Here is a 23,484-nt window from a genome sequence, read left to right as displayed (position 1 = left end):
AACTACTCCCAAATCAAACCAAAAATATCAGGACGATCATTAGGATTAAAATCCATTGGTGGTAACACCAAAAAATCCACCGTAGAACAATCTGGAGCTAAGGATTGTGCTTTTATCTTCAAAGAACAAGATCCTTCACTTTTAGGAAGAACTTCATTGACTGTAGCAACGAGAAGTCCTGGAGGGAAAACACCATCCAATCCTGTGGTCACAAGAACATCTCCAACTTCGATAGTTTTCCCATCTACAAAACCAAAATCGCTACCGCTAAGTATAGAAGCCTCCGGTTTCCAAATAGGATCCCCACGACCACAAACAATTCCACGAAGAGCAAAATCATTTTGTTCTGATAGAGATAAAGAATCCTCTAGAGCCTGCAAGAGATGTAAAGCTTCCTGTTTATCACTATCTGCAAAAGCAGATGCCGGAAGATTAGCGACGTTCCTAGCTAATGTACGTAGCTGATCTTTCACAACCCAAGTTTGAATTTCACCACGAACCGCCATAACAGAAGGTTTGATACCCACATCGGTGATGAATCGTACACGAGACTGCGCTTCACCAACAAAATCCACCAACCCCACAACAACCTTACCGCAAACAACAGGAGAATTCTTTTTAACGCCCTGTCGCTTTCCTATATTAATCCAACAAGAACTACCCCAGTGTGCTGGATCTCGAAAGATAACTCTTCCCATAATGGGAGATTGAAAATACGAGGATAGAATTTCTGAAAACAAAGGCGGAGACTGTTTTGCCTCTTCCATAGAAAGAATACGCTCTTCCAATAAACGAATTTTTTCTTTCAATAAAAAGCATTGAGTTTCTTCAACAAGGGCCAGAGAATCAGACCCTTGCCGAAATGGAAGAAATTTGGAACACACCCGAACGAATGTATCCTGGATAGACTCGTAAGCACTTCGAGGAAGATTCCAACTCACAATAATCCCGAAGGCAACAAAAAGATACGTAATGAACCGAACGCGTTTATGATACGGACCGAGGGTATTCATAAGCCTGAGCAAAACCGTGAGTAACACGATTTATATTTTTATCCGTAATGCCATTTAAATTGAATCTCCCGCCTGCGGTTGTGTAAATACCAAGCTCTTCTCTAAGGAACAGCGCTTGTTCCTTTGAAAAACCTGGATACCCAAAAAATCCTTTCTGAGAAGCTATGAAATCGAAAGAGTGCCCCGCTACATTTCGCATGGCAATCACAAAACTCGAACGAATCTCTTCCAAAGACTGCCGAATGCCATTCAATTCAAGCTCCCATTCTTGCCGTAAGTAAGGATTGCTTAATATAGAAGTCACGATAGCAACTCCTTCTCTAGCCGGAGATGAGTACTCCCCACGAATCTGTTCTTCTAAAAAGGATAGAATACGGTTTAAATCCAGTTTATCTTGATGGATAGCTCCAAAAAATCCTACACGAGAACCATATAACGAAAAAATTTTACTAGCGCCTCCTGCTACAAAAGTAGTAACCCCAGCTTCTATACACAGTCGCACAGGACGACGATCTTCTTCTATCCCACTAGCAAAACCTAAATAAGCCATATCAAAGAAAGGAATAAGATCCCGCTCCTTAATAATCGTAATGATTTCTGGCCACTCGGAAAGAGGAATATCTTTCCCTGTAGGATTATGACAGCAACAATGCAACAGAACTAATGAAGTCTCAGGAGCAGATCGCAAAATAGCTTTCAATCCCTGTAAATCCAGTTCTTTGGTCTCCTGATCATAGTAAGGATAATACTCTAAAGCTAACCCTTGATGAGCAAAAATCCTAGAATGGTTCCCCCATGTTTGAGAAGGAATATACACCTTACCCGCTAAAGATGCGTTGGCATATACAGAAGCCCCTAAATGTAAGGCTCCTGTACCTCCAATTGCCTGCACACCAACCCATCGACTAGCATCCACTTCTCCAAAACAAAGAGCTGCCATTTCTTCTAAAAAGGTAGACGATCCTTTGATGGGTAGATAATTTTTATCTTTCTCATCGTCAAAAAAAACAGACTGAGCCTTTCTAACGCTCGAGAAACCACCATAACGTTTCTTTTCCCGTTCGTAAGTACCTAGTAATAAATTAATCTTATCCTCACGAGGATCCTCTTGGAAAGCCTGCGCTAAACCAAGAATAGAATCCGGAGAAAAGGAAGGTAACTGTTCAAAAAGACTCACAATAAAACCTCTCTATAGCGCACTGCTGCTTACTGTCTTTTTTTCCAGTAAGATGACAGCTTGTTGTCCTAAATCGTGTAAACATGATAACCTAGTTTCTTCCCTCGGGGTATTAGCTCAGTTGGTAGAGCGCAACAATGGCATTGTTGAGGTCAGCGGTTCGATCCCGCTATGCTCCAATTTCTGTTTAATCCCATATAGAAGAAATTTCCTTGATCTTGTGCTTCTTGCCTTGAAACAGTACAGTTTCTCCAACAGCTTTTCCAACCATTTCTTGGGCCAGTTTAGATTTTAGTGATAAAATCTTTTCATCCGGATTAGCATCCCATGGACCCAATATAGTGTAGCAAACCTTGTCTCCTTGGTCACTTTCAAGAACAACCTTACAACCCACTCCAACAGAATCTGTGAAAACAGCATCTTTAGTTAAAATTTTTGCTCGATTGATTTCCTCAGACAAAACATGAATCTCTTCCTGTAGTCTAGCCCGTCTCTCTAAAGCAATTTTGTATTCAGAGTTTTCTCTTAAATCTCCTAAGGCTCTAGCATCTTCTATTTCCTTAGCATTCTCTACCATCTCTTTCCCTACCAGAGATTGTAGTTTGTTTTTCATACGAGTAAAACTATCTGAAGTAGTCCAAAGAATATTTTCTTCCTCTTCTGGAGTCCCTCTCTTAAGAGCTGGCTGCACAACTTCTGCCAAACTTCTTAAAACTCCCAGATCCCCTTGAGTAAATTGTGGGCACTTAGAAGATAATAAAACAAACTCTTTAAGATACTCTATAGAAGCTTGATCTATGATTTGACGAACAACTAAAAACCGTTGTCCAACTAAAAATGAATAGAGTTTTTTCCCTAAATCTTTTTGAGACGTTGTAGCGACTTTGTGCATAAGCTCCAATGCGCTAGCAAGCATTTGCCGCTCGATTTCCTTCTTATCAGACTCTGCAAATAAACCGTCTTCTCCATCAACCACACGAGCAAATAACCAAACAAAAAGCTCTGGACAAAGCAAAGGCTGCTCAATCATAGCAAAAACTTTTTTTAAAATATTCTCGCGAGCTTCTTTATCTGCATTCAAGACCTTAAAGACCTGTTCACGAAGCATAGACGTGCTTGTTGTGAGAAAGAGTTTGGTATACACAGGAACCCAAACAGGAGAACATGAATGGATTAAAGCCAGAAAACTCTTCTGTAAAGAGAGAATCTCTATGTTATTCACAATATCGAATAACTGATCTTCAGAGAGTTTTGCAATATTTTCACACTCTAACTCTGGAGCTTTTTCTCCAAGAAACTCTGATAACAACATCGCTCTTTGGATCAACAAAGCGGAATCAGCTGGCAAATCTAAAGCTTTTAACTCTTTGATGACCAATTGTCGATTAGATTCATCTTTCAGCTCACTTCCTAAATCTCTTACAAAAGCATAACAAGAAGTGATCTTCTTATTCGCATCATTGCTTCCAGATAAAGAGGCTTGTAATTGAGAAACAAAAGAAAATCCTTTCGGATCGAATACATAAGGATCTTTAGAAGACGCAGGAGCTAAAATTCGCGCATCTTTTTTCATTTTAATCTTAGCAGATTGCCACCAACGACTCCAATCTTCTTCAGGAATCACAAGCTCCACCAGCTCGTTTCGGATCTCTTTAGCATTCTTGGGTCCTAAATCTTTTAACAGACACTCTATGGCTGCTACAGGCTCTTTGCGAGCAAACGCTTCAAAAGCATCTGGATCACCAAACCTTCTTGCTAAAAAGTGATCTTTTCTTAAAGGAACTAACATACGGAAAGCTGTTTCAAAAGAGATATCTTTCGCCGTAAGAACCCCCTCAAACTCAACAAGAACTTTCTGTTGAAGGAAAGAGACTCCCATGATTTCTCCAACTCCCCAACCACCTTGATGAAAAACAAAGTTTCCTTCACTTAGGTGCATAAGCAAAGCAAAACGTCCGAGACAATGAGAAAAGGTGATCCCGTCTCGCAAACCAACTATTCGTAAAGCTTCCTTGTAATTGGCTGAGTCTTCGTATTTTTTTACCTGTTGAAGAGCTATTTCTAGCAGATTCTTACTGTTTGTTGTTTGGACATCAAAAACCAGAGAGAGTACTTTATCTTTCTCTTCTCCTTCAGGAAGTTGTTCCCATAAAGGAATTACACTTTCAGCAATCTTCCCAAATGCTGGGGCTATAGTTGAGCCCTTGATTTTTTCCAGTAAGACAACTAGCTCGTCCCCCTTAACGACATCATTAAAACAGTACTCTTCCCACAAACTAAAAAAATCCGAAGGATGATTTTCCATTAAGGACTGCAGCTTTTCTAGATAATCCACGATGGCTCCCCTTTTTAGTCCGGAAATATACGCCGAATAACAAAAAAGAGCAATATTACATCACAAAAAACAAGAAAAATTTTATTATTAAATAAAAGATCGAGATTTTTGTTATGAAAAATAATTCCGCTCAAAAAATTATAGATTCTATAAAACAAATTCTCTCTATTTATAAAATAGACTTCGAACCCTCCTTTGGAGCAACTCTTACTGACGACAACGATCTGGACTACCAAATGCTGATTGAAAAAACACAGGAAAAAATCCAAGAATTAGACAAAAGATCGCAGGAAATTCTCCAACAGACGGGAATGACTCGCGAACAAATGGAAGTCTTTGCTAATAATCCAGATAACTTTTCTCCTGAAGAGTGGCGAGCTCTAGAAAACATTCGTTCCTCTTGCAATGAATACAAAAAAGAAACTGAAGAGCTTATCAAAGAAGTAACCAATGATATTGGTCACTCATCCCACAAATCTCCAACGCCAAAAAAGACAAAATCCTCCTCTCAGAAAAAAAGTAAGAAAAAAAATTGGATTCCCTTATAAAAACTTCTATAATCCCGAGATATGAAAATAGTTGTTTCTCGCGGATTAGATCTGTCTTTAAAGGGAGCTCCGAAGGAATCGGGTTTTTGCGGTAAGGTGGACCCCACCTATGTTTCCGTGGATTTGAGGCCTTTCGCTCCCCTTCCTTTAGGGGTAAAGGTTACTCCAGAAGACCAAGTTACTGCTGGTTCTCCCCTGGCTGAGTACAAGCTTTTTTCAGGAGTGTTTATTACCTCTCCTGTTGATGGAGAGGTTGTAGAGATCCGTAGAGGAAATAAACGTGCTCTTTTAGAGATCGTCATCAAGAAGAAGCCTGGTATTTCTCAAACTAAGTTTTCTTATGATCTTCAATCTTTGACTCAAAAAGATCTTTTAGAAGTTTTTAAAAAGGAAGGTCTTTTCGCTCTTTTCAAACAAAGACCTTTTGATATCCCAGCTCTTCCAACACAATCTCCTCGAGATGTTTTTATTAACTTAGCGGATAATCGCCCTTTCACCCCTTCTGTGGAAAAACATCTCAGTCTTTTTTCTTCAAAAGAAGATGGTTATTACATTTTTGTTGTGGGAGTTCAGGCAATAGCAAAACTATTTGGACTGAAGCCTCATATCATTTCTACAGACAGACTAACTCTCCCAACCCAGGATCTCGTATCCATAGCCCACTTACACACAATAGATGGCCCCTTCCCATCAGGATCTCCTTCAACGCACATTCATCACATCGCTCGTATTCGAAACGAAAGAGATGTTGTGTTTACTATTAGCTTCCAAGAGGTGTTATCTATAGGGCATCTATTTTTAAAAGGCTTTGTTTTAGGACAACAAATCGTTGCCTTAGCAGGATCAGCTCTTCCTCCTTCTCAAAGAAAATATCTCATTACTGCGAAAGGCGCTAGTTTCTCTGATCTTCTTCCTAAAGACATTTTCTCTTCCGATGAGATTACCCTTATTTCTGGAGATCCTCTTACAGGAAGATTATGTAAAAAAGAAGAAAATCCTTGTTTAGGTATGAGAGACCATACCATAACACTTCTTCCTAATCCTAAAACTCGTGAATCTTTCAGTTTCTTGCGCTTAGGTTGGAATAAACTTACAGTCACACGAACCTATCTATCTGGTTTTTTCAAGAGAAAACGGGTCTTCATGGATATGGATACTAACATGCATGGAGAAAAACGGCCCATTATTGATGCTGAAATCTATGAGCGTGTTTCAGCAATCCCGGTTCCTGTAGCTCTTATTATTAAAGCTTTGGAAACACAAAACTTTGAAGAAGCGTGTCGCCTAGGGCTCTTAGAAGTTGCTCCAGAAGATTTTGCTCTCCCCACATTCATAGATCCTTCTAAGACCGAGATGTTCTCTATCGTCAAAGAATCTCTTTTACGCTACGCAAAAGAGAATGTGGTAACCTCCTCGTAAACATCTCGGTGCTGCACAAAGTTCTTCAAAGAACACTTCTCTCAAAGGGAAGAGCATCTTTAGCTAGCCATTCTAAAACCCATGGTGTTGCGTAACTAATTATAGCTGTTGCACCAGCTCTCTTAATCGCTAATAAAGATTCTTTTATTACACTTTCTTTGTTTAACCACCCATGAAGGCAAGCAGCCATAATCATAGAAAATTCCCCGCTGACTTGATAGGCTACCACCGGAAGATGGGTATTTTCTCTCGCTTTAACGATTACATCTAGATAAAAACCTGCGGGTTTTATCATCACCATATCAGCGCCTTCTTCTTCATCTAACTGACACTCTAGCAACGCTTCTTGAACATTGGCAGGATCCATTTGATATGTACGCTTATCTCCAGACTGAAGATGTGAAGAAAGAGCATCCCGAAATGGGCCATACAATGCAGATACATATTTTGCACTGTACGAGAGAATACCCGTGTTGACAAACCCCATCTGATCCATCTGCTCTCGAATATGCTTCACTCTCCCATCCATCATATCGCTAGGAGCAACAATATCTGCTCCCATTTCCGCATGCATGACAGCGATACCCCCATATACACGGACACTTTCATCATTGATAACGTAGTTATTATGAAAAATCCCATCGTGACCACTGGTTGTAAAAGGATCTAAAGCTATGTCACTGATGACACATAATTCTGGAAAAGATTTTTTTATCGCTTGAATCCCTTTACAAACAATGTTGTAAGGATGCGACGCATAGGATCCAAATTGTTCTTTTTTATTAGCATCAATTACAGGAAAGAGGATAACAGCTTTCAATCCTATCGTACAAAGTCTCTCTAACTCTTTAGAGACCATGTCTAAACTCCATCTGTATACTCCAGGCATACTCTTTATTTCTTCTCGAATTCCAGAGCCATCTTTAAGAAAGATGGGCCAGATCAAGTCACTAGAACAGAGTTGGGTTTCTTGAATTATAGATCGAACGGCTGCACTTTTTCGGTTTCTGCGAGGTCGTTTTAGTAATGGAAGCCTTGTCATAAAGTTGTACACTTATCGAAAGTTTCCACCCCCCTAGAAGAAGATTCGTAGAGATATTTATTAGTTTCTTCTTCTTTAAGGAGTGTGGAAATTGTTTATAACATTGTTATTTCGAGAGAAAAAGCTGTGAAAATAATGTTCATAACTTTGTTCACAGCTTGTTTAAATTGTTTAGAACAAAAAGTTATGCCTATTTGTAAACAGGTGGTCAACAAGTTTTTCAACAAGCTTTTTGCTGAAAAACTTTGAGTGTTTTGTTATGTGTGGTAGGCTAATCTGCTTTATAGGAGTTTTCTTATGTTGAGCAAAGAGGGTGGTTTTTCTGAGGAGCAAAGAGCGCGTTTATCGCATTTTGTGACGAATTTAGACTCGCCTATATTTGCTTTGAAAAACCTTCCAGAAGTGGTTAAAGGCGCTTTATTTTCAAAATATTCCAGATCGACTCTGGGGTTGCGAGCGCTTCTTTTGAAAGAATTTTTAGATGGGGAAGGCGGTAATTTTCTTGATGATGACCAACAAGATTGTGAGTTGGGGATCCAAAAAGCTGCGGACTTCTATCGTCGCGTTTTAGACAACTTTGGTGATGATTCTGTTGGAGAGTTGGGAGGAGCGCATCTTGCTCTGGAACAAGTATCCATGCTCGCAGCAAAAATTTTAGAAGATGCTCGGATTGGAGGGTCCCCCCTAGAAAAATCGTCTAGATACGTTTATTTCGATCAAAAAGTTAACGGGGAGTATTTATATTACCGAGACCCTATTTTGATGACCTCGGCCTTTAAAGACGTCTTTTTGGATACTTGTGATTTCCTATTCAACACATACTCCGATCTTATCCCTCAGGTTCGTTCCCATTTCGAGAAACTATACCCTAAAGATCCAGAAGTTTCTCAATCAGCGTATACAGTTTCTTTACGAGCTAAAGTATTAGACTGTTTACGAGGTTTGCTACCTGCAGCGACACTCACAAATTTAGGTTTTTTTGGTAATGGCCGGTTTTGGCAGAACTTGCTACACCGTTTGCAAGACAATAGTTTGGTTGAGGTACGCAATATTGGAGAGCAGTCCTTAACAGAATTAATGAAAATAATTCCCTCTTTTGTAAGCCGCGCAGAGTCTCATCATTATCATCACCAAGCTATGGTGGATTACCGTCGGGCTTTAAAAGAACAATTAAAAAGTTTTGCACATCGTTACGGGGAAGAGAGAGAAATTTCGAAAGAGGCTGGTGTAAAATTAGTATACGGAGATCCAGACGGGTTATACAAAATTGCTGCAGCCTACATGTTCCCCTACTCGGAACACACTTATGCAGAGCTGTTAGATATTTGTCGCAATATTCCTAATGAAGATCTCATGCGTATCTTAGAGTCGGGAGCTTCTTTCCGAGAGAATCGGCGGCACAAATCCCCTCGCGGATTGGAATGTGCTGAGTTTGCTTTTGATATTACAGCGGATTTTGGAGCCTATCGGGATTTACAAAGACATCGTATCCTAACTCAAGAAAGACAGCTTTTGACGACAAAATTGGGTTACACGATGCCTTCACAATTGATCGACACTCCTATGGAAGCTCCCTTCAGAGAAGCTATGGAAAAAGCTGATCAAGCGTATCGTCTAATAGCAGAAGAGTTCCCAGAAGAAGCACAATATGTGGTTCCTTTAGCTTACAATATTCGATGGCTTTTCCATATCAACGCTAGAGGTTTGCAGTGGCTTTGTGAGTTACGCTCTCAACCACAAGGGCATGAAAGCTATCGTAAAATTGCTATAGATATGGCTAGAGAGGTTATTCAGTTTCATCCAGCTTACGAGCTGTTCTTGAAGTTTGTCGACTACTCAGAGACTGACCTAGGAAGATTACAACAAGAATCGCGTAAAAAGTCTTAAAGAAAGTTCTGGATGAGAGGATTTGAACCTCCGCCCCCTTGCACCCCATGCAAGTGCGCTACCAGGCTGCGCTACATCCAGAAAATAGAAATAAGGGGTATTAACCGACCACAGTTTTACAGTAAAAACTTTCAAAGTCAAGCTATTTAAATACAACGAATATAAGTTTTTGGAAACCTGTTATAAACAAATAATTCCTTCAAACTGAAACTCGCATTTTTGAAATTCCCGAATACCAATAAGAGCACAGCGTTCTATAATGGTTTCTAAAGAATCTCCTGCAGAAACATCAGCTGCATCGATATCAACGGCTATAGAAGCTGTAAAGGAAGCCCCCCCTCTCTCTCCTTTAACTTGAAAATTAACGAAAATACCCTGTTTGGTTTTAGAAATATTTTTGAATCTGACGATGTTGTTATCAATTAACGTTTTCATTTTCTCTCAAATTTTTCGATCAAAAACTAGATAAAGCAGAGAATGAGCTGTTTATCACAGAACAAGTGTAGTCTAAACTTGAAAAAAAGTCTGAAGATATCGGTTTTTTTTCTGAGGCTCTTTGAAAAAACTATTTTTGTTGTATTAGGTAATCTAATAGTTCAATGGGTTTATTTATATGGCAGGGCCTAAACATGTGTTACTAGTAAGTGAAAATTGGGATTTATTTTTTCAAACAAAAGAATTGCTTAATCCTGAAGAGTATCGGTGCACTATTGGGCAGCAATATAAACAAGAACTGTCCGCAGACTTGGTTGTCTGCGAATATTCATTGCTTCCAAGAGAGGTTCGTTCTCCAAAATCTTTAGAAGGTAGTTTTGTTTTAGTTCTTTTAGATTTTTTTGATGAAGAAACTAGTGTTGATCTTTTGGATCGTGGTTTTTGGTATTTAATTCGGCCTATTACTCCTAGAATTTTAAAATCCGCAATCAGTTTGTTTCTTTCTCAGCATTCGCTACATTCTGTTCCGGAAAGTATTCGTTTTGGGCCTAATGTATTTCATGTATTGAAGCTCACAGTAGAAACTCCAGAAGGGAGTGTTCATTTAACACCATCGGAGTCTGGTATTTTGAAACGACTTCTTATTAACAAAGGACAACTTTGTTTACGAAAACATCTTCTTGAAGAAATTAAGAATCATGCCAAAGCGATTGTAGCAAGGAATGTAGACGTACACATAGCTTCTTTAAGGAAAAAGTTAGGAGCTTATGGAAGTAGAATTGTCACCTTACGAGGTGTTGGGTATCTATTTTCAGATGATGGAGATAAAAAATTCTCTCAACAAGATACAAAGCTTTCTTAAAACCCCAGAGGGTGTTTAAATACCTAGCTATGCTTGTATCAGGAGCTTAGTTATGGTTTTATCATCCTCCTTATTTTCACCAGAAGAGTTTCTTTATCCAGAGATCGTAAGCCAAGCTGAATTTGTTTGGTCTATTTTGACTTTGTTAGAAGAGAAACTAGCTTCTCATACTTTTTCAGGAATCCATGGGCATCTTGAAGAAGGGGTGTATCTAAAAAATAAAGAGACTATCGAAATCCAAGAAGGAGCTTACGTAGAATCTGGGGCTTATATTTGTGGTCCTTGTATTATCGGTCCCTATACGCAAGTGCGTCATGGTGCATATATTCGAGGCGGTGTAATAACTAGCTCACATTGCGTTATAGGACACTGTTCTGAGATTAAAAACAGCTATTTAGGGCATCACGCGAAAGCTGCTCACTTTGCTTATGTAGGAGATTCTGTTTTTGGTTCCAGAGTGAATCTAGGGGCAGGAGTTCGTTGTGCAAACTTTAGATTAGATGGCAAAACCATTTTCTTCCATCATTCTGGAGAGCGTTGTAATACAAAACGGAAAAAGTTAGGAGCTTTCCTAGGTAGAGGAGTAAGTGTTGGGTGTAATACCGTACTTAATCCAGGATGTTATGTAGCCAGTGCTACAAAGATTCTTCCTAATCAAACCATTTACTAAGAAACAACCTTTGTCAAACAAAGGTTGATGAGAAAAAGAAGGCAGTTGCTTAGATATGGATTATTTCAGCGTTTATCGATCGAAAGTAGAAAAAAAGCTTCGCGATTCTTTGGGAGATTTCGGTAACACTCAGGGTGGATTAAGAGACCCAATAGAGTATGCCCTTTTAGGAGGGGGGAAACGCGTTCGTCCCTTGCTTGTTGGTTTGTTTGCGGAAGGTGTCCATAAAGAGCGAGATGTCTTGGATACCGCCATTGCTATTGAGTATATCCATACATCTACGTTAATAGCCGATGACTTGCCGTGTATGGACGATGATGATATGCGTAGAGGCAAGCCTTCGGTTCACAAAGCTTTTGATGAAGCTTCGGCTCTCCTGGCTTCGTATGCTCTTATTCCAGCTGCTTATGCACGAATTCGTAAGAATGCAAAAGCGCTAAAAGCTGTAGTTTCTTGTGAACAAGATGTAGAAGAGGCTTACGAAGATATTTTGGAGCTGATTGAGTTGCGTTTTGGCATAGGAGGAATTTTAGGAGGCCAATATGAAGATATATTTTTTCATGATTTCTCCAAAGAGAACGTATTAGGGATTATTAAAAAGAAAACGGGAGCTCTTTTTGAAATTGCTTGCGTATCAGGATGGTTGTTTGGAGGAGGAGAACGGGAAAGCTCCACTTTAGTAGCTGAATTTGCTGAACATTTTGGGTTACTTTTCCAAATACGTGATGATCTTGCCGATCTTAGTCAAGATGATCAGGAAGAGAAACATATGAACTATGCGTTATTATTCGGAGAAGTGGCAGCAAAAGAGTTGCTAGACCATTCTTTTGAATCCTGTATTAAAAATCTCCACCTATTGCAGGAGAGGGGATTGGAGTGTTTGGAGCCGCTAGAGATGTTGTGCAAAAATGTGTTTTGTGGATGGAAATAAATACATTTTATGCTAGCCTGGCTGCAGAAGACTTTGGAAGAGGCGCCCACAGAACATGGGCGTCTCTTTTTTTATGCTGGTTGGTTTTCTTGTTCTTTTAGGCAACAGCTCTGTTCAATTGTTGGACAAAGGTGTTTTCTACGGAAAGGTTTGTTTCCTCTCTCTGCAGAGAAAGCTCGAATACGAGGAGCTTGAGAGCATTCTTCTGAACAACATCCTTTATGGGTAGCGATACAAGACTCACAGCAAATAAAGAGGTTGTTACAGTCTGTGTTTGCACAATTGTAGTAGGTATCTGAATCTGTGTTGCAAAGAGAGCAACGAGCAATAGGAGACACGTTAGGATCCGCTTCATCGATAGGCATAGCCATCCGGTCATCGAAAACAAAGAGTTTACCTCTCCATTTTCCTGTTCCCATTTTTAATCCATAGGCGATCACGCCTCCATCCAGTTGGTACACTTCTTTAAAGCCTTTCTCTAAAAGAAGAGCGGAGTAGAGTTCACAACGAATACCTCCAGTGCAATACATCATGACAGGAGTTTTTGCAGGATCATGCTCTTTGGCTAGACGATCAGCGTAATCGGGAAATTCTCGGAACGTTTCAATATCAGGGAGAACAGCATTTTCAAAATGACCGATTTTCCACTCGTAGTTATTTCGAACATCTAAGACTAAGCAACGATTCTCTTGGAGTTTTTCATGCCACTCTTCAGGGGAAATGTGTTTTCCTTGTTTTGTTGTATCGACAGAGCATCCTAAAGCAACGAGTTCTTTACGATACTTCACTGTAACTCTAGGGAAGATATTCTCTTCAATATGGTGGATTTTGAATTTAATCGAGGCAAAATCTGGGCGTTGTTTCAGCCAAGCCATATAGCGTTCTGCGTCTGGCTGATAGCCGCTAAACTGACCGTTAATCCCTTCTTCAGAGATGTAAATCCGGCAAGAAACATCCATAGTTTTGAATAATTGCTTGTGTAAAGCAATTTCTTCATGAGGGTTGCTTACAGGACCAAAGTAGTAATACGCTAAAGCATAATAATTCTTTTCCATGAAGACATCCTATATGCTGAAAACTTATCTTAAGATTAAAATCGAGAAGCTCGAAAAGTTTGTTTAAAAACTTTTTTAAACGGCTGAGAGGCAGTATACGAGATGGTAAGAATAGATCAAAGAGTTTTGATGAAGAAATAAAAAGAAACCTTTTTCAGTATCTTTCTAAACAAACAGCTAGTTAAATCGACTTTTTTGAGATTTTTTAAATAAGAAGAGTTTTTTTAGCACTGAGAATCTAGGAAATCCGTTGTAGAAAATTGGAAATAGAACTAGAATGCTCTTTTGTATTTTGTCAAGCGCGGGGAACTCGCGTTCAACAACGTCTCCCGATGAAAGTTAGCGAGGCGATGTTTTTTAAGGAATAAAATAAGGACTGAACATGGCGAGATATTGTGGCCCTAAAAACAGAATAGCGAGACGTTTTGGAGCTAACATCTTTGGGAGAGGTCGAAACCCTTTGCTGAGAAAGCCCAATCCTCCGGGTCAGCACGGCATGCAAAGAAAAAAGAAATCTGACTACGGCTTACAGTTAGAAGAAAAGCAAAAATTAAAAGCTTGCTACGGAATGATCTTAGAGAAGCAATTGGTTAAAGCTTACAAAGAGGTTGTAAATAAGCAAGGAAACGTTGCGCAAATGTTCCTAGAGAAATTTGAGTGCCGTTTGGACAATATCGTCTATAGACTAGGATTCGCAAAAACGATCTTTGCTGCTCAACAATTGGTTTCTCATGGGCACGTATTGGTGAACGGGAAAAAGGTAGATAGACGCTCGTTCTTCGTTCGTCCTGGAATGCAGATCTCTTTGAAAGAAAAATCAAAAAGATTAGCTATCGTTACAGAATCTTTAGAGAACAAAGATCAAAGCTCTCTTCCTGCCTATCTATCTTTGGATAAAGCAGCTTTTAAAGGAGAGTTGGTTGTTGCTCCAGAACTGGATCAAATCGCTTCTCAACTTCCTTTACCAGTAAACGTTTCTGTTATTTGTGAGTTTCTATCCCACAGAACATAATCGTTTGGTTCAAGGATTCATATGTTCTTTGAAGCCTCGCTTTTGCGAGGCTTTTTTTTTCATAAAGAGAGAGGAGAAAAACTCCTTCTGTTGACTTTAGCAAACTTTTTGTAGGTAACGGATTTCTTTAGTCCACAGATCTGGTCCTCCAGGAGTCTCTAGGTATTTAGGTAGCATGCGGGTACGCTCATCTTGCATAAGGAAGCAAAAACTGTCTGAGCCTATGCAACCTTCTCCAATAGGGGCATGACGATCTTTATTTTTTCCGAGAGCGAAGACAGAATCGTTTAAGTGAATGGCTCGTAAAAAAGATAATCCAATCACTGCGTCAAAATGTTTGAGTACTTGCTCCCATCCCGCGACCGATGAAATATCGTAACCAGCGGCAAAAATATGGCAGGTATCTAGACAAACACCTATGGGTATGTGGGCTTTAATCCCTTGAATTAGGTAAGCAAGTTCCTCAAAAGAACTTCCTATTAGGGAACCCTGGCCTGCGGTTGTTTCAAGAAGGACAACAAGTGGAGGATTGTTTTCAAAAAGGGGGGCCATTTGTGAAAAACTAGCAATGGTACGATCGAGGCAACTTTCTTTAGAATCAGAAAGAGCTGCTCCCGGATGAAAGTTAACAAAAGAGATACCGAGTGAGATGCAGTCTGCTATTTCTTGGTGCATACACACTCGAGTTTTTTCTAGAATCTCCGGATTAGGAGCACCAGGGTTATTTAAATAACCAGCATGACTCATGATGTAAGATAGAGAAGTTTCATTCAGTGCTATGCGGAACTGATCCACCATTTCTTGAGTTAATGTTCGTCGCTTCCACTGACGTTGATTTGCAGTGAATAGCTGAACGGTGGTTGCTCCGATATCGCGCCCTTCGTAAAGAGCATTATGAAGTCCTCCAGCAGCCGACGTGTGGGCTCCTAGTAAAGCCTCTTGAGGAGGAGGAAGTATAAACATAGCCCGTTCTCTATCTAGTCATTCATGATAGAAGATTGCCAGAGGTTCTTGATTAAAGAAACTATAAATAGCGAGAATAGTGGTAGTTATTGCATTATCAGAAAAATATCACTAGCCGTTATTCGGTATAAAGGGCCTAAAAAGGCTTAAAAGACACAAAAAGAGGAGAGTGATGAGGAAAGATGATGAAGGATCGCTAGTGCGCTCATTGTTTAATTTGCTGTCCGGAACGTTTTTTAGTCGTCTTACTGGGATGTTACGAGAAATTGTTATGGCTACATATTTCGGAGCCGATCCCTTAGTAGCATCTTTTTGGCTGGCTTTTCGGACGATCTTTTTTTTAAGAAAGCTTTTAGGTGGGCCTATTCTTGGACTCGCTTTTATTCCGCATTTCGAGTTTTTACGTGCGCAAAATATTTCTCGAGCAACGTTTTTCTTTAGAAGCTTTTCGAGATTCTTTTGTTACAGCGCTATATTATTTACTTTAATTATAGAATTAGGACTCTGTGTTTGGTGTTCTTGCGTTACAGGAAGCCTATTTGATACCCTACTTTTAACAATCATACTGCTACCTTCCGGGATCTTTCTGATGATGTATACAGTGAATTCCACGCTGTTGCATTGTGAGAAGAAGTTTTTCAGCGTAGGACTTGCTCCTTCTGTTGTTAATGTGTCGTGGATTGGAACGGTCTTTTTAGCACGGAATTATGATTCGAGGAATCGTATTTTTGGATTAGCTGTAGTCCTTGTTATAGGCTTCATTTTAGAATGGGCTGTTACGCTTCCTGGAGTCATGAAGTTTTTGGGACAAAGTAAAGAGGTTCCTCAGGAGCGGGATAGTATCCGTGCTCTGATTGCCCCACTGTCTCTAGGATTGTTATCCATGGGAATCTTTCAGTTGAACTTACTATGTGATATGTGGCTCGCGCGATATATCAATGAGGTAGGACCTCTGTATCTGATGTATTCCGTGCGAATACAACAGTTACCTGTCCATTTATTTGGTCTTGGAGTCTTCACAGTGTTGCTACCTGCGATTTCTCGTTGCGTTCAAGATCAAGAACATCAACAAGGATATGATCTCTTGCGGTTTTCGTTGAAGCTCACTGTTGCTGTTATGGTGGTTATGACGATGGGGCTATTGCTTTTTGCTTTGCCTGGGGTGCGAGTGTTATATGAGCACGGAGTGTTTCCTAAAACAGCTGTGCACGCTATTGTAGAAGTTCTAAGGGGATATAGTGGAAGTATTATTCCTATGGCTTTAGCTCCTCTCGTATCGGCTCTATTCTATGCAAGAAGGAATTACAAAGTTCCGATGCTGGTAGGGATCATTGCTGCCGTAGTGAATATGGTTCTTAATGTGATCGGATGTTTAGTTTGCAAACAGGTTGCTGTTTTAGCCTACGCTACTTCTTTAGTGTCGTGGGGTCAGTTAGCGATGCTATGGTATTGTGCTGGTAAGAGTCTTCCTACTTACAAAGGATTGATGTGGAGAACGTTTAAAGAGAGTGGGAAAACTGTCATTACAACCATTCTAGCAGCGGTTATTACGATTGGTGTGAACATAGTAACGCATACCACGTACGTAGTATTTATCGAGCCATTAACAGTCCCAACAAAACCTTTAGTATCTTTTTTAGATCAGTGTGGAGTCTTTTTTGCAGAATCGGCACTTTTCTTATCAGTATTGTTTGGATTAGCTAAATTACTAAAGACAGAAGATCTTATGAATCTTATTTCTTTCCAATACTGGAAAGGGCATCAGTCTATCCTAAGAAACTAGCTGTAAGCTAGTCTCTTAGGACATCTTTTTCTCTTAAGAATAGAACTGTATTTTTAGAAAAAATCCTTCCTGAGCTATAGTTTTTGGCTTGGTTACGATCATGCTTATGTAAGTAAGAGATTTGTAACCGTTTGCGAAAAAATCAAGCGTCCCAGGAAGAGAGATTTCCGTGAGCACTTCTCAATAATAAAATACAAACCATGGGTCGGTTGTATGAGATGTCAAACTTTGCTAAGGACATTATGAAAAAATACTTTTATAAAGGGTTTGTAGGCGCGCTTTTATTAGCTTGTGGGTCTACAAACTTGGCTTTTGCGCAGGCTAGTTCGATGGATAGCCAGCTATGGTCTGTTGAAGATTTAGATTCTTATTTGAGTTCCAAAGGTTTTGTCGAGACTCGTAAGCGCGATGGAGTTCTACGTTTAGCTGGAGATGTCCGCGCTCGATGGATTTATGCAAAAGAGGATCTTGAGACAACTCAGACTCCTGCTAAACCTATGTTACCTACCAATCGGTATCGTAGTGAATTCAATTTGTATGTGGATTACACCGCTGCTAATAGTTGGATGACTTCGAAAATGAATTGGGTAACGATTGCTGGCGGAGAATCTTCTGCAGCAGGGTTAGATATTAATCGTGCCTTCTTAGGATACCGATTCTACAAAAACCCAGAAACGCAAGCAGAAGTATTTGCAGAGATTGGTCGCTCTGGATTGGGAGATATTTTTGATTCCGACGTTCAGTTTAATAGTAATTTCGACGGAATTCATTTATACGCTGCGCGACGTATTAGTGAGAAACTTCCTTTCACCATGATTGTTCATGGTGGTCCTTTTGTCGTGAATATGGCAGAGAAAGAGTATGCTTGGGTCGTGGAAGCTATTTTGAATAAACTCCCAGGAAATTTCGTTGTGAAAACGAGTGTTGTTGACTGGAATACGTTAACAGCAAAAACGAATGATCCAGCAGACGCAAGCGCTGCACAACCAGCTAAACCTAATACCAAGTACGATTATTTAGTATGGCAATGGTTGGTTGGGAAGAGCACAGCTATGCCATGGTTTAATGGACAAACAAAAAATCTTTACACTTACGGAGCCTATCTCTTTAATCCATTAGCGGAAATACCAGAGAACTGGAAACAATCAACAACTCCTACAACCAAAATTACAAATGGTAAGGAAAACCATGCTTGGTTCATCGGCTGCTCTCTAGGCGGTGTTCGACGAGCTGGAGACTGGTCTGCAACAGTTCGTTATGAGTATGTTGAAGCTTTAGCGATTCCAGAAATTGATGTCGCGGGTATTGGTCGCGGAAACCAAATGAAATATTGGTTTGCTCAAGCTATCAAACAAGGATTGGATCCTAAAGAATCTAACGGCTTTACTAACTATAAAGGAGTTTCCTATCAGTTTGTTATGGGTCTGACAGATTCGGTTTCTTTCCGAGCTTATGCTGCTTATTCTAAGCCTGCTAACGATAACCTTGGTAGCGACTTCACCTATCGTAAGTATGACCTAGGTTTAATTTCTTCATTCTAATCCCTTAAGGGATAGTCTTTTAAGAGCCCACACCCAAAATAACGGATGTGGGCTTTTTTTATTGCCTTTTATAATTAAGTAAGGTTTTTTTATTTTTTTTATATTGTATGGAATCAGGACCAGAATCAGTTTCTTCTAATCAGAGCTCGATGAATCCAATTATTAATGGGCAAATCGCTTCTAATTCGGAGACCAAAGAGTCCACGAAGGAGTCAGAAGCGAGTCCTTCAGCATCGTCCTCTGTAAGCAGCTGGAGTTTTTTATCCTCAGCAAAGAATGCATTAATCTCTCTTCGTGATGCCATCTTGAATAAAAATTCCAGTCCAACAGACTCTCTCTCTCAATTAGAGGCCTCTACTTCTACCTCTACGGTTACACGTGTAGCGGCAAAAGATTATGATGAGGTTAAATCGAATTTTGATACGGCGAAAAGTGGATTAGAGAACGCTAAGACACTTGCTGAATACGAAACGAAAATGGCTGATTTGATGGCAGCTCTCCAAGATATGGAGCGTTTGGCTAGTACGGACGAAGAACAGAAGGCTGAAGTTACAAGAATTAAAGAAGCTCTTCAAGAGAAACAAGAGGTTATTGATAAGCTCAATCAGTTAGTTAAACTTGAAAAACAGAATCAGACTTTAAAGGAAGCTTTAACAACCACAGACTCTGCAGATCAGATTCCAGCGATTAATAGTCAGTTAGAGATCAACAAAAATTCTGCAGATCAAATTATCAAAGATCTGGAAGGACAAAACATAAGTTATGAAGCTGTTCTCACTAACGCAGGAGAGGTTATCAAAGCTTCTTCTGAAGCGGGAATTAAGTTAGGACAAGCTTTGCAGTCTATTGTGGATGCTGGGGACCAAAGTCAGGCTGCGGTTCTTCAAGCACAGCAAAATAATAGCCCAGATAATATTGCAGCTACTAAGGAATTAATTGATGCTGCGCAAGCTAAGATAACAGAGTTAAAGCAAGAACATCAAGAAATAGCGGACTCGCCTTTAGTGAAAAAAGCTGAGGAGCAGATTAGTCAAGCACAAAAAGATATTCAAGAGATCAAACCTAGTGGTTCGGATATTCCTATCGTTGGTCCGAGTGGGTCAGCTGCTTCCGCAGGAAGTGCGGCAGGAGCGTTGAAATCCTCTAACAATTCAGGAAGAATTTCCTTGTTGCTTGATGATGTAGACAATGAAATGGCAGCGATTGCAATGCAAGGTTTTCGATCTATGATCGAACAATTTAATGTAAACAATCCTGCAACAGCTAAAGAGCTACAAGCTATGGAGGCTCAGCTGACTGCGATGTCAGATCAACTGGTTGGTGCGGATGGCGAGCTCCCAGCCGAAATACAAGCAATCAAAGATGCTCTTGCGCAAGCTTTGAAACAACCATCAGCAGATGGTTTAGCTACAGCTATGGGACAAGTGGCTTTTGCAGCTGCCAAGGTTGGAGGAGGCTCCGCAGGAACAGCTAGCACTGTCCAGATGAATGTAAAACAGCTTTACAAGACAGCGTTTTCTTCGACTTCTTCCAGCTCTTATGCAGCAGCACTTTCCGATGGATATTCTGCTTACAAAACACTGAACTCTTTATATTCCGAAAGCAGAAGCGGCGTGCAGTCAGCTATTAGTCAAACTGCAAATCCCGCGCTTTCCAGAAGCGTTTCTCGTTCTGGCATAGAAAGTCAAGGACGCAGTGCAAATGCTAGCCAAAGAGCAGCAGAAACTATTGTCAGAGATAGCCAAACGTTAGGTGATGTATATAGCCGCTTACAGGTTCTGGATTCTTTGATGTCTACGATTGTGAGCAATCCGCAAGTAAATCAAGAAGAGATTATGCAGAAGCTCACGGCATCTATTAGCAAAGCTCCACAATTTGGGTATCCCGCTGTTCAGAATTCTGCGGATAGCTTGCAGAAGTTTGCTGCGCAATTGGAAAGAGAGTTTGTTGATGGGGAACGTAGTCTCGCAGAATCTCGAGAGAATGCGTTTAGAAAACAGCCCGCTTTCATTCAACAGGTGTTGGTAAACATTGCTTCTCTATTCTCTGGTTATCTTTCTTAACGTGTGATTGAAGTTTGTGAATTGAGGGGGAGCCAAAAAAGAATTTCTTTTTTGGCTCTTTTTTCTTTTCAAAGGAATCTCGTGTCTACAGAAGTCTTTTCAATAATAAGTTCTTAGTTCCAAAAGAAGAAAATATGCTTTTTTATTCTTCTGGGAGAAAGTTGTAAAAAAAATATTATTGAGATAGGTTCGCGACAAGTACAACTGTAGAGTTGAGAGAGTTGGCAATGAACCGTATTCATCGTACACAAGGATCTTTAACGGATTATAATAGCACTCTTGAGGCTATTGCAAAGAAGATTGCCAAACCAGATTCTGCAACAATAGTATCTCAGGTTGCTCAATATGAGCAGTTCAAAATGGAACAAGAAGCTTTAAAAGCACTTCTTGTTTCCTTCGATCAAAAAGCAGACCAGCGATATCGAAATTTGATTCAACGACTGGAACAGTTGGATGTAGATAGACAAACAGGACGCTCTACAGAGAGCCAACACATCCAAGAAAAACCGATGGCTTCTCTGCAATCTGAAAACCAGGTTGTTGCACAAGCTGTAGTTCAGTCTGATTCTAGCATGCCCATTTTTACAGGTATTAAACAAAGTTGGGCAGTACGATTAGTACAGGGTATACGTGAAATTTTGGATCAAGTCTTAGTGGACACATCCTTGTTTACGGAAGAAGAACGGGGAGATTTACTTGCTATCCGTATGGATGCCGCTTCCCTACAGGACAAGCAAGAGCGTTTGTCTGCGGAAGATATTCGTTCTCTTCTTTCTCTTTCGAATGATGTTATGCGAGTTTTGCAGAAAGCTTCTGTATCTAGCACGCGGCAGCTAGAATTGATCCAATCTTTGATAGATATTTTTGGTACGGAAGAGAATTTAGAGCAGTCCTTCGCCCAGGTACGATTGGAGAACTTCCAAGCGATTTTATCTGTGATTAAAGAGCGTTTGACAGAAGAAGAGTTTCTGGTATTCCAAGAAGTCTCGGAAGAAATTTCCTCTATCCAACGCACGAGTGAATCTCATCTCAGTCCAGAACATATAGAGGCGATTGCTCGAGTCGGTGGGCATCTTTCTGCTAAGATCGTGGAGTCTGAGCTGAAGGCAAGTCAGAAGGTGGATCTCTGTCAACGAATAGCAGCTATGTACCAAGAACAAGTGGATGCGGTACAAGCGTATCATAGTCTCGAACAAGATGCTCTATTTGTGAATTCTAGGCAACATAGTCACTTCGTGCAGGTGATTTCTTTAGTATCCTCTCTTATGCACTTATTGTCTCCTACTAGTGAAGAGGAGCGTATTTTACTGAACCCTGCCATGATGGTAAGTGTTCTTCCCACTGTGCGTGCAATAGGTTTACGTTTTGACTTTTTAACAGCTGAGCAGCAGCAAATGGTGAATGCTGCGGTATCATCGTTGCAACAACAGCAGTTAGACGAATTTTTAGGAGTTCTCTGTGCGCATTTGGTTGTTGTTAATTGCCAGAATAAAGAAACAGGTCTCTTAGAAGGTTTAGAAGAAAGCTTTTCAGAAACGTTAAGTGGTTTGAGTAATAACTTTGTTTTGACGGCCAAAATGCAAGACATTTTGCAGGTTTGTTCTTTACAAGGCTTTGTCACATTAGCAAACGGGGATCGATACGAGTTATTTTCCTATAATGATTCAGGAGAAGCGGTATGTGATGAGATCGCTCTAGGCGATGGATTTCATAAAGTGCTAGGAACGATGTTAGCAGTAGCGCTTTCTCAAGCAGAGGTATTTAAGCAAGAGTGCGATCGATTCATTCTGCAAGCTGATTCAGAGAAGAATATGATTCACAAACGTATGGTTCAAGGGGAACAGAAGAGTCTATTCTTGACCAAGATGCAGACAGAGTTGAATGCTGGGAAAACTATTGCACAAACTAAGGAAGTAGAGGCTTCTCCGCTCCCTTCTGCCGTTGCTTCTGTATTGATTGACCACTACATGCCAAAGGAAGTGGAGTTTTTAGAAAAGATCTCGTCTCGTCTGTATTACGGAAATAAAGGTTCGGATATAGGCAACACCATTTTAGATGCGATTAGTTTGTATGTAAACTCCGCAACCTACTTTGGTTTTGCTAACTATATTGGGCAACCTCCTGTTGTAGGTAAAACAAGGGAGAATATTTTTGCAGGGTCTGCAGATAATGCTAAAGCCAAGTTAGACGAAGAAAAGAAACAAGTAGATGTGTTTCTAGAAATTACGGAAGCAGCTAAGACTACCGTCACTAATCAACAAAGTGCGGTTACTAATGATGACAAGTTATCTACAGAGCAGAAAGCAAAAATTAAGGCAGAGTTGACACAGTATACCGATATGCTTAACGCAATCAGCAATTCTTTAACATCATTGAAAACTCAATTGGCCCCTTTATCAGTGAGTACTGTTGAAGGTGTGGATGGTGTTTTTGAGGTTAAAAATGGTATACCAGGAGAAAACGGAAAGAACTGGAGATTAGTTTTACAGACTTTAGAGGATACTATGGTATCCGGAGAAGTCGGTAGCCCAACTAATATTGGAATGTTCCAAATGCAAGCTCTGGTACACTTGAATCAGCAGGCCTATGCTGATATGGGACAGAATTTTCAGTTAGAGTTGCAAATGCATCTCACTTCTATGCAACAGGAGTGGATGGTGGTAGCAACATCTCTTCAGCTATTAAATCAAATTTATTTGGGATTAGCGCGTAATCTCTTAAGATAGCTTCAGTAATAATCGTGAGGGA

The 23,484-nt window shown here is 40.1% G+C and carries 18 protein-coding genes and 2 tRNA genes; 12 read left to right on the top strand and 8 right to left on the bottom strand.

The annotated features are described in order from the left end of the window. Positions 1–2: 2 nt before the first annotated feature. A complete protein-coding gene (locus CTA_RS03455; protein ID WP_011324805.1) occupies positions 3–1,013 on the bottom strand; it encodes a rod shape-determining protein MreC in 1,011 nt (336 codons plus the stop codon). Beyond that, on the bottom strand, positions 988–2,190 hold the full coding sequence (locus CTA_RS03450) for an aromatic amino acid transaminase (protein ID WP_011324804.1): 1,203 nt from the start codon (positions 2,188–2,190) through the stop codon (positions 988–990). Before CTA_RS03450 ends, CTA_RS03455 begins: the two co-directional genes overlap by 26 nt. Before the next feature lie 106 nt (positions 2,191–2,296). On the opposite strand from CTA_RS03450, the gene CTA_RS03445 reads away from it, so the two are divergent. Next, positions 2,297–2,369: transfer RNA gene (locus CTA_RS03445), tRNA-Ala, on the top strand. A gap of 8 nt (positions 2,370–2,377) precedes the next feature. Here the strand turns inward: CTA_RS03445 and CTA_RS03440 are convergent. Continuing rightward, the gene (locus tag CTA_RS03440; protein WP_009872006.1) at positions 2,378–4,525 is read right to left on the bottom strand and encodes a GreA/GreB family elongation factor; all 2,148 of its coding nucleotides are present in this window, start codon (positions 4,523–4,525) and stop codon (positions 2,378–2,380) included. 113 nt (positions 4,526–4,638) lie between these two features. Here CTA_RS03440 and CTA_RS03435 point away from each other — a divergent pair, with 113 nt between their 5' ends. Beyond that, complete coding sequence (locus tag CTA_RS03435) at positions 4,639–5,073, top strand: hypothetical protein (RefSeq protein WP_009872005.1); 435 nt, start codon at positions 4,639–4,641, stop codon at positions 5,071–5,073. A gap of 21 nt (positions 5,074–5,094) precedes the next feature. After that, on the top strand, positions 5,095–6,492 hold the full coding sequence (locus tag CTA_RS03430) for a Na(+)-translocating NADH-quinone reductase subunit A (protein WP_009872806.1): 1,398 nt from the start codon (positions 5,095–5,097) through the stop codon (positions 6,490–6,492). A gap of 25 nt (positions 6,493–6,517) precedes the next feature. On the opposite strand, the gene hemB is transcribed toward CTA_RS03430, so the two are convergent. Continuing rightward, the gene (gene hemB / locus CTA_RS03425; RefSeq protein WP_011324803.1) at positions 6,518–7,534 is read right to left on the bottom strand and encodes a porphobilinogen synthase; all 1,017 of its coding nucleotides are present in this window, start codon (positions 7,532–7,534) and stop codon (positions 6,518–6,520) included. 297 nt (positions 7,535–7,831) lie between these two features. Here hemB and CTA_RS03420 point away from each other — a divergent pair, with 297 nt between their 5' ends. Further along, entirely contained in the window at positions 7,832–9,421 is a 1,590-nt protein-coding gene (locus tag CTA_RS03420; RefSeq protein ID WP_009872805.1) for an FAD-dependent thymidylate synthase, read from the top strand. Between the two features lie 7 nt (positions 9,422–9,428). Here CTA_RS03420 and CTA_RS03415 read toward each other — a convergent pair. Further along, a tRNA-Pro gene (locus CTA_RS03415) sits at positions 9,429–9,502 on the bottom strand. 99 nt (positions 9,503–9,601) lie between these two features. Beyond that, positions 9,602–9,856: a hypothetical protein gene (locus CTA_RS03410; RefSeq protein WP_009872000.1), complete on the bottom strand. Its 255-nt coding sequence runs from the start codon at positions 9,854–9,856 to the stop codon at positions 9,602–9,604. Between the two features lie 178 nt (positions 9,857–10,034). Here CTA_RS03410 and chxR point away from each other — a divergent pair, with 178 nt between their 5' ends. The 3 genes from chxR to CTA_RS03395 are packed head-to-tail and all read left to right on the top strand — an operon-like array spanning position 10,035 to position 12,319. After that, entirely contained in the window at positions 10,035–10,718 is a 684-nt protein-coding gene (gene chxR, locus CTA_RS03405) for a two component system response regulator ChxR (protein WP_009871999.1), read from the top strand. A gap of 52 nt (positions 10,719–10,770) precedes the next feature. Then, positions 10,771–11,388: a glucosamine-1-phosphate acetyltransferase gene (locus CTA_RS03400; protein WP_009871998.1), complete on the top strand. Its 618-nt coding sequence runs from the start codon at positions 10,771–10,773 to the stop codon at positions 11,386–11,388. A gap of 55 nt (positions 11,389–11,443) precedes the next feature. Then, positions 11,444–12,319 (top strand): polyprenyl synthetase family protein, encoded by an 876-nt coding sequence (locus CTA_RS03395; protein WP_011324802.1) that lies wholly within the window; start codon positions 11,444–11,446, stop codon positions 12,317–12,319. A 71-nt stretch (positions 12,320–12,390) separates the two neighbouring features. On the opposite strand, the gene CTA_RS03390 is transcribed toward CTA_RS03395, so the two are convergent. Continuing rightward, positions 12,391–13,374 (bottom strand): rhodanese-related sulfurtransferase, encoded by a 984-nt coding sequence (locus CTA_RS03390; RefSeq protein ID WP_009871996.1) that lies wholly within the window; start codon positions 13,372–13,374, stop codon positions 12,391–12,393. A 382-nt stretch (positions 13,375–13,756) separates the two neighbouring features. Between CTA_RS03390 and rpsD the strand changes: the two genes are divergently transcribed. Beyond that, a complete protein-coding gene (gene rpsD / locus CTA_RS03385; RefSeq protein WP_010725281.1) occupies positions 13,757–14,386 on the top strand; it encodes a 30S ribosomal protein S4 in 630 nt (209 codons plus the stop codon). Positions 14,387–14,482: 96 nt separating this feature from the next. Here rpsD and CTA_RS03380 read toward each other — a convergent pair whose 3' ends face one another. Beyond that, complete coding sequence (locus CTA_RS03380; protein WP_009871993.1) at positions 14,483–15,349, bottom strand: deoxyribonuclease IV; 867 nt, start codon at positions 15,347–15,349, stop codon at positions 14,483–14,485. Positions 15,350–15,521: 172 nt separating this feature from the next. Between CTA_RS03380 and CTA_RS03375 the strand changes: the two genes are divergently transcribed. From CTA_RS03375 to CTA_RS03360, 4 genes are all read left to right on the top strand, one after another. After that, positions 15,522–17,132, top strand: a complete 1,611-nt coding sequence (locus tag CTA_RS03375; RefSeq protein WP_011324801.1) for a lipid II flippase MurJ — start codon at positions 15,522–15,524, stop codon at positions 17,130–17,132. A gap of 242 nt (positions 17,133–17,374) precedes the next feature. Next, the gene (locus CTA_RS03370; RefSeq protein WP_010725279.1) at positions 17,375–18,673 is read left to right on the top strand and encodes a hypothetical protein; all 1,299 of its coding nucleotides are present in this window, start codon (positions 17,375–17,377) and stop codon (positions 18,671–18,673) included. A 107-nt stretch (positions 18,674–18,780) separates the two neighbouring features. Further along, positions 18,781–20,736 (top strand): hypothetical protein, encoded by a 1,956-nt coding sequence (locus CTA_RS03365; protein ID WP_011324799.1) that lies wholly within the window; start codon positions 18,781–18,783, stop codon positions 20,734–20,736. A gap of 227 nt (positions 20,737–20,963) precedes the next feature. Beyond that, positions 20,964–23,462, top strand: a complete 2,499-nt coding sequence (locus CTA_RS03360; protein WP_011324798.1) for a CT620/CT621 family type III secretion system effector — start codon at positions 20,964–20,966, stop codon at positions 23,460–23,462. Positions 23,463–23,484: the final 22 nt, after the last annotated feature.

Source organism: Chlamydia trachomatis A/HAR-13 (assembly GCF_000012125.1).
GTDB lineage: Bacteria > Chlamydiota > Chlamydiia > Chlamydiales > Chlamydiaceae > Chlamydia > Chlamydia trachomatis.
This window is presented reverse-complemented; position numbering and strand designations above follow the sequence as displayed.

What these genes read in the sequence shown, in the direction of transcription:
- CTA_RS03455 (WP_011324805.1), bottom strand. Translation starts at nt 1,013, where the DNA reads ATGAATACCCTCGGTCCGTATCATAAACGCGTTCGGTTCATTACGTAT.
- CTA_RS03435 (WP_009872005.1), top strand. Translation starts at nt 4,639, where the DNA reads ATGAAAAATAATTCCGCTCAAAAAATTATAGATTCTATAAAACAAATT.
- CTA_RS03430 (WP_009872806.1), top strand. Translation starts at nt 5,095, where the DNA reads ATGAAAATAGTTGTTTCTCGCGGATTAGATCTGTCTTTAAAGGGAGCT.
- hemB (WP_011324803.1), bottom strand. Translation starts at nt 7,534, where the DNA reads ATGACAAGGCTTCCATTACTAAAACGACCTCGCAGAAACCGAAAAAGT.
- CTA_RS03420 (WP_009872805.1), top strand. Translation starts at nt 7,832, where the DNA reads ATGTTGAGCAAAGAGGGTGGTTTTTCTGAGGAGCAAAGAGCGCGTTTA.
- CTA_RS03410 (WP_009872000.1), bottom strand. Translation starts at nt 9,856, where the DNA reads ATGAAAACGTTAATTGATAACAACATCGTCAGATTCAAAAATATTTCT.
- chxR (WP_009871999.1), top strand. Translation starts at nt 10,035, where the DNA reads ATGGCAGGGCCTAAACATGTGTTACTAGTAAGTGAAAATTGGGATTTA.
- CTA_RS03400 (WP_009871998.1), top strand. Translation starts at nt 10,771, where the DNA reads ATGGTTTTATCATCCTCCTTATTTTCACCAGAAGAGTTTCTTTATCCA.
- CTA_RS03395 (WP_011324802.1), top strand. Translation starts at nt 11,444, where the DNA reads ATGGATTATTTCAGCGTTTATCGATCGAAAGTAGAAAAAAAGCTTCGC.
- CTA_RS03390 (WP_009871996.1), bottom strand. Translation starts at nt 13,374, where the DNA reads ATGGAAAAGAATTATTATGCTTTAGCGTATTACTACTTTGGTCCTGTA.
- rpsD (WP_010725281.1), top strand. Translation starts at nt 13,757, where the DNA reads ATGGCGAGATATTGTGGCCCTAAAAACAGAATAGCGAGACGTTTTGGA.
- CTA_RS03380 (WP_009871993.1), bottom strand. Translation starts at nt 15,349, where the DNA reads ATGTTTATACTTCCTCCTCCTCAAGAGGCTTTACTAGGAGCCCACACG.
- CTA_RS03375 (WP_011324801.1), top strand. Translation starts at nt 15,522, where the DNA reads ATGAGGAAAGATGATGAAGGATCGCTAGTGCGCTCATTGTTTAATTTG.
- CTA_RS03370 (WP_010725279.1), top strand. Translation starts at nt 17,375, where the DNA reads ATGAAAAAATACTTTTATAAAGGGTTTGTAGGCGCGCTTTTATTAGCT.
- CTA_RS03365 (WP_011324799.1), top strand. Translation starts at nt 18,781, where the DNA reads ATGGAATCAGGACCAGAATCAGTTTCTTCTAATCAGAGCTCGATGAAT.
- CTA_RS03360 (WP_011324798.1), top strand. Translation starts at nt 20,964, where the DNA reads ATGAACCGTATTCATCGTACACAAGGATCTTTAACGGATTATAATAGC.